Origin of the sequence: Nostocoides australiense Ben110, from assembly GCF_001050535.1 — a bacterium.
Taxonomy (GTDB): domain Bacteria; phylum Actinomycetota; class Actinomycetes; order Actinomycetales; family Dermatophilaceae; genus Nostocoides_A; species Nostocoides_A australiense.
Genome location: NZ_HG764815.1, coordinates 3,218,199 through 3,229,077, shown reverse-complemented (window position 1 = coordinate 3,229,077; position 10,879 = coordinate 3,218,199). Strand labels below are relative to the sequence as shown.

Below are 10,879 nucleotides of genomic sequence, written 5' to 3'. Positions count from 1 at the left end.
CCGCGCGCGGGCGAGGTGGTGGCGGCGACTCGGGAGGCGGCCCACGGCATACCGTCGGCTCATGCCCTCGTCGGCGGATCACCGGCGCTCACGGTCGACGCGAAGGCCGCCGCCGAACGCGACCTGCGCGTCATCGCCCCGCTGATCCTCGCGTTCACCGGTCTGGTGCTCATGGTCTTCCTGCGCGCGATCCTCGGACCGCTGGTGCTGCTCGCCATCAACGCCGAGAGCAGCCTGGCGACGATCGGCGCCGGGGCGTGGGTGGGCCGTGAGTTCTTCGGCTTCCCGGCGCTGGACGTCCAGGTCCCGCTCATCGCCTTCCTCTTCCTCGTCGCGCTCGGCGTGGACTACACGATCTTCCTGGTCCATCGCGCCCAGCTGGAAGCGAGCGGGCACGGCATCCGCGAGGGGATGGCGCGCGCCCTGGGCCACACCGGCGCGGTGATCACCAGCGCGGGCATCGTGCTGGCGGGAGTCTTCGCGGCGCTCGGTGTGCTGCCGCTGGTGGTGCTCGGCCAGCTCGGCCTGATCGTCGGACTCGGGGTGCTCATCGACACGTTCATCGTCCGCGCGCTGCTGGTGCCGGGTGTGATCGCGCTGCTCGGCAACCGGGCGTCGTGGCCCTTTGGACGCGCCGCGCGCCCGTGACCAGGACTCTCGTTCGCTCTGATAGTCGTCCCCTGGGCAGATGCGGCCCCGCGGCCTGGCAATCCTGTAGAACCGAGTCATAGACATGCCAGCACAGACATGCCAGCACGGGCTGACGTGGTGCGGAACGCGGAAGGAAAGACGCGATGAGCGAATCGACGAGCGGATCGGAGCGGATCACCGCTGCGCAGTTCCACCGGTCCCCAGGCGTGACCGACTGGCGGGTCACCGACACCGGACCCCAGGCAGTCTTCACTGCACGTTCCCTGGCGCACGCCGCCAGCCTGGTCGCGCCGGTCGTGGCCGCCGCGGAGCGCTGCGGCGTCCTTGCCGACATCGACGTGCGCCCGGAGGGGGTCGTCGTCCGTATCCCGCACCGTGACTGGGACGGAATCCCTGCTGCCGCAACGGATCTGGCTGCGTCGGTGTCGCAGGCGGCGGCGGAGCTCGGGTTGACCGCGGATCCCTCTCGCGCCCAGTCCGTCGGGATCTACATCGCGCAGCACTCGGAGGCCGACACGCGGCCGTTCTTCATGGCGGCCCTGGGCTATGAGGGATTCGGCGAGACCGATGCCGTCGACCCGCTGCGTTGCGGGCCACACCTCGCCTTCAACCCCATCGCCGGCGACAAACCCGGCCGTGGCCGCTCCCACCTCGACATCTTCGTGCCCGCCGATCAGGCCCGTGCGCGGGTGGAAGCGGCGCTCGCTGCCGGCGGCCGGCTCGTCGACGACTCGCGCGCCCCCGACTGGTGGACCCTCGCCTCACCCGACAACCACGGCATCGACATCGCGGCCTGGACGGACGTGGTCGGCTGACGGTCCGACGGGGTTTTGTCGCCACGGCAGAGGCGTACCGTTTCCCGTGACGACGACGGCGACCCCGCCGCCAACAGGCCCGCTGCGCAGCCTCACTCGGCTGCAGCATGTCCTCTTTGCCGCCCTCGTCGTGGTCGGGACCGTCCAAGCGTGGCGCACCGGGACTTCGCGACTGCCCTTGCTCATCGCGGTTGTGGCTCTGGGCGGGTGGTATGCCGCGGGCGCTCGGCTGTCTGGTCACCCGCGTGCTCGGGTCGGCGGCGGGCGAAGGCAAACGGCGAGATGGTGGTTGCTCCTCCTCGCGCTCGTCTGGGCGGCCGCGCTGATCGCCCCAGCGTTGGTGTGGGTCGCCTTCGCGTTGTGGATGCTCGCCGGTCATGTGCTGTCGCTGCGCTGGGCGATCGTCTTCTCCGTGGCCGTCCTGTTGGCGGTCGTCCTCATCCCGCCGCTGTCCGGGGCGCCATGGACGATCGCCGGCGTCGTCGGTCCGAGTGTGGGTGCCCTGTTCGCGCTCGGCCTCTCGCGCGGACAGGTACTCCTCGCGCGCGATGCCCTGGAACGCTCCCGGCTACTCCAGTCCCTCGTTGCCGCCCAAGAAGAATCGACGGCCCTCCAGACCCAGTTGCTCCAGGTGCAACGCGAGGCCGGTGCGCTCGCCGAGCGCAGCCGCCTGTCCCGAGACATCCACGACACCCTCGCCCAGGGGTTCTCCTCGATCGTCCTGCTGGCCCGGGGGTCGGTGGGCGTTTCCGGCGAGGGAGAACTGCGGGAGGTGATGCGGCGTATCGAGCGGGCCGCCGGCGACAACCTCGCCGAGTCGCGGCGCATCGTCGCCGCGCTGGCCCCGGAATCCTTGTCGGACAGCGGTCTTTCCGTTGCGCTGCGTCGTGTGCTCGCCGATCTGGAGGAGGCCGGTATCACCGGGCGGCTCCGTGTCGAACGGGACCACCCGCGGCTGCCGGAGGAGGTGGAGGTCGGTCTACTGCGGACGGCGCAGGGCGCGCTGGCCAATGTGCGGGCGCACTCGGGAGCCCGCACGGTCGTCGCCACCCTGTCCGGCTCGACGGCCGAGGTCCGCCTGGACATCGTCGACGACGGAGTCGGCTTCGATCCGACCCGTGTCGACGCGTCCACTCGAGATGCGGTGCGCGGCGGCTACGGCCTGGCCGGCATGCGTGCTCGGCTGCGCGAACTCGGCGGGGATCTCGACATCGAGTCCGCCCGGGGCCAGGGGTGCGCGATCTCGGCCCACGTGCCGATCGCGGCCGCAGCGCAGGTGCCGGATACGGGCATACGACCGGACGAAGCGTCCGGGGTGGGCTCGTGACCCGGGTCCTGATCGTCGACGACCACCCGGTGGTCCGCGCCGGGGTGCGCTTGCTGCTTGCATCTCAACCGGTCTCGACATCGTGGGTGTGGCCGAGAACGGTTCCACCGCAGTCGAACTCGCCCGACAACTCCGCCCGCACGTAGTGCTCTGCGACCTCCGCCTGGGTGACGGGATGGACGGGGTCGGGGTCGCCGCCGCGTTGCGCGGCCGTGACGATCCTCCGGTGCTCATCCTCACGACATACGACCACGACAGCGACATCGTCCGCGCGGTCGGGGCCGGGGCCGTCGGCTATCTGCTCAAGGACGCCGCTCCGGCCGAGATCGTCCGGGCCGTCGCGGCGGCGGCGTCGGGTGAGTCGCTGCTCTCGGCGGCGCAGACCGAGCGCGTGGTCGCCACCTGCGCGCGGAGCGAGCCTGAGGTCGAGGTGCTGCGGCTCGCCGGTGAGGGATTGTCGAACCCGGAGATCGCCAGGGCGCTCTTCGTCACCGAAGCCACTGTGAAAACCCATCTCGCCCACGTCAACGACAAGCTCGGCACGGGTAGTCGCACCGCGGCCGTCGCTGCAGCCCGTGCGCAGGATCTCCTCTGAGCGCTGCCTGTCCCGATCGCCCAGGGGATGACCACCGCCGCGGGAGCTGACCACTCCACGCCCTCGTCACGACGCCGACGATGGCGGCTCAGGCGGCGGGGGGTCCGGTGGTGCGGGCTGCGACGGCGCGGTCGTAACTTCCGGGAGTGAGGTCCCAGATGACGCGAAGTCGGTGTTCGTCGGGGGTGCCCGGTGGCCCGGCGCCGACGCAGCCGGCGAGGCGGCGCGAGTGGACGATCGTGTGATGGAGCCGGCAGAGGAGCGCGGCGTTGTCGAGGTCGGTGGCGCCGCCGTCGACCCAGTGGATCAGGTGGTGGGCGTCGCTCCAGTCCGCAGGACGGGTGCAGCCGGGGAAGGTGCAGCCGTTGTCGCGGGCAGCGAGGGCGTGGCATTGCGCCGGGGTGACGAGGCGTTTTGTCCGCCCGACGAGGATCGGGTTGCCGTCGTGGTCGACGACCACGGGGGTGACGTGCCCGCCGCAGGACATGGCCCGCACGGTCGGGATGGACAAGAACCGGCCGGCGTCGCAGGCGCCTGTGGACTGTCCGGTGCCCGCGCCGCTCGCGAGGTCGTCGAGGGTGACGATGACGGTGGTGTGGGTGGAGGTCCGGCCGACCACGGATGTGTCGGCTACCTTGACCGCGCGGGTGATGAGTTCGATGAGGGCGTCCGCGCGGCGGGCGCCGTAGCTGCGATCATCGGGTTGCCCGTCGGGGCGGGGGATCGGGGTGGACAACGGGCCGAGCGCCCTTTCGAGGACGGCCGCGGCCTCGGGGTCGAGCCTCAGGCGATAGTCGACGAGGGATCCGCCGTCGGTGGCGCCGCGGGTCAGGCACCGGTGCGCGCGAGCGGCTCGTTCGTCCTTGTCCTTGTCGTCGGGCTGGCCGTATTTCGCGATCAGCGCGGGCCGCAGTTTGCGGACCTGGCTGACGTCGCCGGTCTCGGCAAGATCGGTGTAGGCATCCCAGCCGGCGGGGACGAACCCGGGTTGCAGGTCGGGCTCGAGCCGCAGCATCTCTGCCGCCGCGGCTGCAGCCGCGGGCACCGGCGCCGCTGCGGTCAGGACCGATTCGGTCAGCCGCTCCGGCAGTTCACGCTTGATGATGTGCTGGGCGAGCTTGACCGTCTTCGCCGCAGTCACCGGGGTCGGGTAGCGGCGGGAGTGCACGCTGACCCAGTCGTTGATCGCCAACGGCGCCGGACCGCTGGAGTGTTCGCCGCGGGTCAGGGTCTCGCCCACCAGCGCGACCTCGGCAGCGTCGGTGAGCAGCGCCAGCTCCCCGAGTTCGCCGAGAATCTCCGCCAGCGCCCCGCCGGGCGCCTGCCACAACACCGATCGCAACCCCGCCACCGCAGCGGTGGCCACCGCCACCGCCGACCGGATCTCGGTCACCGACGCCAGGGGCGCCTCAGGCTCAGGACCGGAGTCGGGCTCAGCACCGGCGGGCTCAGCACTGGCGGGCTCAGCACTGGCGTCGGGCTCATTGCTGGCGTCAACGGACGACTCGCCGAGTCTGGTCGCACCGGTCCCAGTCTCGAGGGCCTCAGCCAGACCGTTTTCAGGCAGACCGGTCTCAGTCAGACCGGTCTCAGTCACACCGGCGACCGCCATGTCGCTTGGACCGAAGGCGGGCTGGGCGACCTCGTCGGGGACGGCACACAGATCAGGCGTTCGTCCGTCTCCTGAGGCGGACCACAGCCCGGGCACGCTCCACTCCACGACCCCGAGTTCCGGGTCGCGCCCGGGCTGCTGCCCGCGGCTGGAGTGGAGGTCATCGGCCATACTCGATCATACATCCGTTCGACTCGAAGTGCAAGCACTCTTCTCATTAATTATGTTGCGCTGCAACGCTATTCGCCATCATCACGCGCCGCATCGCCGGCACCACGCGCCACGATTATGAGCCGCAAGCTGCCGTAACCATGACCCAACCACAAGCCACCGACAACGTCCTCACCGCAGACAACAGCCTGTGGACCAACGCGGCGGCGACGCGCCCACCGCCCCCCGCCTCGTCACCCCGTCCGTCGGCCGCAACAGGCCCAAGCAGCAGATCCCGACCCTCGCCGCGTCTGACAACGTATGGGGGTCATGAGGGTCTCGACGCAGGCGCCGGGCGACGCGGTGAGGTTCGACGGCTTTGTGGCGGCCCACGGTCGCAGCCTGCTGCGCCTCGCCCACCCTGACGGGCAACCGCGGCGACGCCGAAGACCTGCTCCAAGACACCCTCGCCGATGCTTATCGCAACTGGTCCAAGGTCGCAGCCAGCCACGCGCCCTACGCCTACGTCCGCCGGATCCTGGTCAATCGGCATACCAGCCGGATGCGCAAGCGGTCGGCGAGCGAACGACCGGTCGACCCCACTGCCATACCCGCCGCAGCGGAGCCGGACCACGTCACGGCCGTGGCGCCCTTCGCCGGCTCCGGCGGAGGCAAAGGCTCGCGCCGGGAGCCCGAGGGTGGCCAGCAGTCACCAAGGCGAGACAACCAACTCCCAGGTTGCGGCGTCATACTGATAGGTGCGCCCCCGGGAGGGCGCCGTGACCGTCGTCGCCTCACCCCACGAAAGCCGCAATGCCGACCCCTCGCACGTCCACGCCTGCCACCACGACGAAACCCAAGAAGAAGCGCCGCTGGCTGCGGCGCACGCTGTGGACCCTGTTCACCCTCGGCCTGCTCGGCGCCATCGGCCTGGTCATCGCCTACATCGTGACGCCCATCCCCAAGCCCAACGAGGCGGCACTGCAGCAGTCCTCCACGATCTACTACAGCGACGGCAAGACCGTCATGGACCGGTTCGCCGAGGTCAACCGGTCCATCGTGCCCATCGACCGGATCCCCAAGGAGGTCCAGGAGGCCTTCCTCGCCGCCGAGGACCGCAGCTTCTACGACAACAACGGCATCTCCCCCAAGGGCATCGCCCGCTCCATCTGGGTGGGCCTGCGCGGCGGGCCGCAGCAGGGTGGCTCGACGATCACGCAGCAATACGTCAAGAACTACTACCTGACCCAGGACCGCATCCTGACCAGGAAGTTCAAGGAGATCATGATCTCCGTCAAGATCGACGGTGAGCTCTCCAAGGACGACATCCTCGCCAACTACCTCAACACGATCTACTTCGGCCGCGGCGCCTCCGGCATCCAGACCGCATCGCAGGCCTACTTCGGCAAGAGCGTCAACCAGCTCACCGTCTCCGAGGGCGCCCTGCTCGCCAGCGTCATCCGCGGCCCGTCCTACTACGACCCGCGCCTGGGGGCGGAGCAGAAGCAGAACGCCAAGGAGCGGTGGGGCTACGTCCTCGACGGCATGGTCGACCAGGGCTGGCTGACCCAGGTCGAGCGGGACAAGGCGAAGTTCCCCGCGACGATCAAGATCCGCACCAACCGCATCGCCACCGGCCCGGAAGGCTTCCTCTCCGAGATGGTCCGCGCCGAGTTGCAGAGCAAGGTCGGCCTGACCGAGGACGACCTGGCCCGCGGCGGCTACCGGATCACGACGACGATCGACAAGCGTGCCCAGGAGGCGGCCAAGTCCGCCATCGCCGCCCGGATGCCGCAGGGCGTCAACGACCTGCACGTCGGGTTGGCCGCGGTGGCCCCCGGCGACGGCGCGATCCGCGCGCTGTATGGCGGTGCCAAATACGGATCCGGCGACCTCGGCTACTTCAACACCGCCACCCAGGCGGCGATGCAGGCCGGCTCGACCTACAAGGTCTGGACGCTCGTCGCGGCGCTGGAGCGCGGCATACCGCTGTCCACCCGCTTCGACGCCCGCTCGCCGATGTTCTTCGAGCAATTCAAGAGCACCGAGCCGGGGGCGACGCCCGCGGCGGCGGCCGGTGAGGTGGTCAACTTCGGCAACCACGGCTACGGCGTCGTCGACATGGCGACGGCCACGGGGCTGTCGGCCAACACCTACTACGCGCAACTCAACATCGAGGTCGGCCCGGAGAGCACCCGTGACGCCGCCGAGACCGCCGGCCTCAAGGCCGCGGGCGCCCAGAAGGAACTGGGCGACAACTACGCCAACGTCTTCGGCACCGACCTGGTCAGCGTCCTCGGCCAGGCCAACGCCTACGCGACGATCGCGGCCGATGGGAGGCGGGCCACGCCGTACATCATCTCCGGCGTGCGGGCGACGGGGCAGTTCAAGATCAACTACAAGGCCGACAAGCAGGTCAAGACCGTCTTCGACAAGGCGGTCATGCGCGACACCATCCAGGCGATGGCGCGGGTCACCCAGGCCGGCGGCACCGGCGCCGCCGCGGCCGCCCTCGGCCGTCCCGCCGCGGGCAAGACCGGCACGACCAGCGACAACTACTCCGCCTGGTTCGACGGGTTCACACCCGGCCAACTCGCCGCCGCCGTCGGCATCTACAAGGGCGACGGCTCCCTGGTCCCCGAGAACCAGATGAACGCCATACCCGGCGTCGGTGAGCTCACCGGCGGCACCGTGCCGGTCAATATCTGGACCGACTTCATGCGACTCGCGCTCGAGGGCCAGCCGATCGCGCCGCTGCCGCCGGCCGGCAACGTCAGCGGCGGCAGCCCGACGAGCGTGACAACCGCGCCGACGACACAGTCGAGCACGACCACGCAGTCGAGCTCGTCCAGCAGCAGCAGTTCGAGCAGCGAGAGCGTGACCCAGACCCAGACCGAGACGACGACGACCGAGTCCTCGACGCCCCCGCCGACCACCGACACGAGCACGACCGCGCCCCCGACGACCGACACCGGCACGACCCCGCCGCCGACCGATCCCGGGACGACGCCGCCGCCGGCGCAGGAGACGGGTCTGCCGACCAACTCCTCCTCGGGTCCGATACGGCCGACGGACACCACCAGCGCACCGTAGGCTGCAGCCGTGCGCCCCGACGTCCTGCCTCCGCGGTCGACCGCGTTCCTCGGTGGCCCGCCCGGACGGTATGCCCGCGAACGCGGCTGGTGGCGCACCATCGCCACCTGGCTGGTGCCGCTCACGGCCATACCAATGGCCTTGGCGGTGTTGCAGCGCGAGCGCTGCATCCGCTACGGGTGGACCGGGAGCGACCAGTTCTGGCGGATGTGCTTCTCCGACCTGCCCGCGCAGTACGCCATCGCCGGGCTGGACACGGGCCTGACCGGGTATCTGCGCGACGCGACCCTCGACCAACCCGTGCTTGCCGGCTCAGTGATGAGCCTGCTCGGCGGGCTCGTCCCGGACGGCAGCGCGATCGACCAGTCGCGCTCGTACTTCCTCTACTGGGTCGGGCTCATCACCCTGCTGCTCGCGGCGTGCGTCTGGTGCACCGTCCACGTCGTGCCCGACGATCTGCAGGCCGCGGCGCAGGTCGCGCTCTCCCCTGTCATCGTGCTCGCTGCGGTGTTGAGCAGCGACGCGCTCGCCGTAGCCCTCGTCGCCGGGGCGATGCTCGCCTGGCACCGCGACAAGGTGGCGCTGACCGGCATACTGCTGGGCCTGGGCATGATGACCCGCGGGTATGTCGGCCTGGTCGCCATCGCCCTCCTCCTCGCCGCCCGCCGCGAGGGCCGGCTGCGGGCCGCATGGGAGGCGGTGCTCTTCGCCGCCGCGACGGCGCTCTTCGTCGCCATCTTCTTCATCATCGCCGCGCCGGATGCGCTGCTCGCGCCCTATCTGAACTGGTGGGAGGGCGATGCGGGCTACGGCTCGCTGTGGCTGATCCCGTCGATCGCCGGTCACGCCCTGCCCGCCTGGGCGGTGGCGCTGCTCGCCGCCGCGGGGTGGGTGCTGGCGGTCGTCCTCGGCTGGGTCTTCACCCGCGACGCCTATCGTGCGCCGACGTGGCCGCAGGTGGCGCTGGTCGTCGTGGGGATGGGGATGATGCTGGGCAAGACGGTGCCGGTGCAGGCCGCGTTGTGGCTGCTGCCGATCGCCGCGATGGCCCGGATGCGGTGGCGCGATCACCTCGTCTGGGCCGGCGCCGAGGCGCTGCACTTCATGGCCGTATGGCTGTATGTCGGCGCCCAGACCACGCCCAACCGCGCCCTGCCGGGGGCCTGGTATGTCGTGTTCCTCCTCATCCGTACCGCCGGCATCACGTGGCTCGTCACGCGCGTCTGGCAGGGCGGCCTCTTCCCGCCCGCCCGGCACGAGCGCCACGATGACTACCAACCGGTAGGTAAGACGGTTGGGCGGTTATAACCGCCGAGGTGTCTTACCTACCCGCGGGTCATGAGTCGTATGCCGTGGGCCACCTGATCGAGGAAGGCGCCGGGGTCCAGGCGTAGCCCGAGCACAGGGATGCGCAGCACGCGCCGGTTCTGGAGGGTTACGGCGTTGGCCCGCAGGGCGTCGTCGACCGGTGCGAGCCCGAGGCTGTGCTGCACCCCGTCGATCTCGACGACAAGTCCGCACTCGAAGGCGACATCGAGATAGATCCGCCCTTTCGGCCCGCGCCGGAGCTGTTGGCGCACCGGCTCCGGGAGCCCCCGCTCGCGGCAGAAGCGGGCGAAGTCCAGTTCGCCGAATGAGTGCGCCCCATCGCACACGTCCTTGATCACCGCATCGAGGAAGCTGCGGCGGGGCGAGCGCCGGACCGTGGTCCAGCGCGCGAGCAGTTCTTCGGCCCGCACGATCCGCTGCTGGACCGGGAGGCAGATCAGCAAGGCCGCCTGCCGGTCGCTAACGGCCAGTTGTGCGGCGCGCACGGTCGCCATCGCCGGCTCGACCCGCGGCAGCCCCGGCCGCAGCGGTCCGAGGACCCGCCGCTGGGTGATGCGGACCCCTGGGTGCGGGTGGATGCGCGCCCCCAACGGCACGGAGATCTCGATGTGGTCGAGGACGAAACCCGACATCCCCTCGGCGATCAGGGCGCTCGCGCCGTCGAGGGCCGCCCGGGTGCCCGATTCCCATACGGCCCACCAGAAAGGGGCGAAGGCCGTGTCCACGGTGGCGGGGCCAGCCTTTCGGGGCGGCGCCATAAGGGCGGTGGCCTTCAACTGCCGCGCCCGCCGGCCGTCCTTGGCCATCCCGGTCACGCCGAGGGGGAGGTGGTGCCCGTCATACTTCTTCCCGTATCCCAGCCAGTGCGGCACCGCCGCGGTGGGGACGGCAATCGTGTTGGGGCCCACCATGATCAGCCGCCCGGCATCGAGATCGGCCTCGAGTTCGGCCTTGGTGAAGCCCGCCTCGAGCAGATCGGCACGCCGGGCCAGTCCACAATGCCGGACCGAGAAATGGTGTGCCACGGCGGCGCGCCACGGACCCCGGGGCAGGCCCTCCGGGGGCGGGGAGGGGACCGGTGGTGGCGGCATACGGGCAGCCAACCCGGTCTGGTCCGATCTGTCTCCGCCCCCGGCCACGTCCTGTGGACAAGTTAGGTAAGACGCTTTGGCGGTTATAACCGCCCAGGTGTCTTACCTACCGGCGGGTCACTCATCGCCAGCCGCGACGAGATGCGGCACGCAGGAGAGGGAGGCGAGGATCGGCAACACCTGACCCTCGCGCCGCAGCCCACTCACCACGTGCGG

The 10,879-nt window shown here is 70.5% G+C and carries 8 protein-coding genes and 1 pseudogene; 7 read left to right on the top strand and 2 right to left on the bottom strand.

What is annotated here, in order from left to right; translation table 11 throughout:
* From BN11_RS15640 to BN11_RS15625, 4 genes are all read left to right on the top strand, one after another.
* Positions 1-648 (top strand): MMPL family transporter (locus BN11_RS15640; RefSeq protein WP_048699230.1); only part of this gene is annotated, 648 nt, incomplete at its 5' end.
* 146 nt (positions 649-794) lie between these two features.
* Complete coding sequence (locus BN11_RS15635) at positions 795-1,466, top strand: VOC family protein (protein WP_048699227.1); 672 nt, start codon at positions 795-797, stop codon at positions 1,464-1,466.
* A gap of 46 nt (positions 1,467-1,512) precedes the next feature.
* Positions 1,513-2,793, top strand: a complete 1,281-nt coding sequence (locus tag BN11_RS15630) for a sensor histidine kinase (protein ID WP_083433805.1) — start codon at positions 1,513-1,515, stop codon at positions 2,791-2,793.
* Positions 2,794-2,881: 88 nt separating this feature from the next.
* Positions 2,882-3,388, top strand: coding sequence for a response regulator transcription factor (locus BN11_RS15625; protein WP_327152876.1), 507 nt, complete (start codon positions 2,882-2,884; stop codon positions 3,386-3,388).
* Positions 3,389-3,476: 88 nt separating this feature from the next.
* Here BN11_RS15625 and BN11_RS15620 read toward each other — a convergent pair whose 3' ends face one another.
* Entirely contained in the window at positions 3,477-4,781 is a 1,305-nt protein-coding gene (locus tag BN11_RS15620) for an HNH endonuclease signature motif containing protein (protein WP_157044209.1), read from the bottom strand.
* Positions 4,782-5,529: 748 nt separating this feature from the next.
* Here BN11_RS15620 and BN11_RS26180 point away from each other — a divergent pair.
* The 3 genes and pseudogenes from BN11_RS26180 to BN11_RS15610 form a co-directional block, all read left to right on the top strand.
* Positions 5,530-5,715 (top strand): annotated as a pseudogene (locus BN11_RS26180) (sigma factor); the annotation flags it as partial.
* A gap of 248 nt (positions 5,716-5,963) precedes the next feature.
* Complete coding sequence (locus tag BN11_RS15615) at positions 5,964-8,243, top strand: transglycosylase domain-containing protein (protein ID WP_083433803.1); 2,280 nt, start codon at positions 5,964-5,966, stop codon at positions 8,241-8,243.
* 9 nt (positions 8,244-8,252) lie between these two features.
* Positions 8,253-9,551 carry a hypothetical protein gene (locus BN11_RS15610; RefSeq protein WP_048699223.1) on the top strand — a complete coding sequence of 433 codons (1,299 nt, stop codon included), beginning with the start codon at positions 8,253-8,255 and terminating at the stop codon, positions 9,549-9,551.
* 17 nt (positions 9,552-9,568) lie between these two features.
* Here the strand turns inward: BN11_RS15610 and BN11_RS15605 are convergent, their stop codons facing one another.
* A complete protein-coding gene (locus tag BN11_RS15605; protein ID WP_157044208.1) occupies positions 9,569-10,663 on the bottom strand; it encodes a PDDEXK family nuclease in 1,095 nt (364 codons plus the stop codon).
* Positions 10,664-10,879 lie beyond the last annotated feature (216 nt).

Excerpts from the sequence above, each read along its gene's own strand:
- BN11_RS15635 (WP_048699227.1), top strand. The coding sequence starts at position 795 with ATGAGCGAATCGACGAGCGGATCGGAGCGGATCACCGCTGCGCAGTTC.
- BN11_RS15615 (WP_083433803.1), top strand. The coding sequence starts at position 5,964 with ATGCCGACCCCTCGCACGTCCACGCCTGCCACCACGACGAAACCCAAG.
- BN11_RS15605 (WP_157044208.1), bottom strand. The coding sequence starts at position 10,663 with ATGCCGCCACCACCGGTCCCCTCCCCGCCCCCGGAGGGCCTGCCCCGG.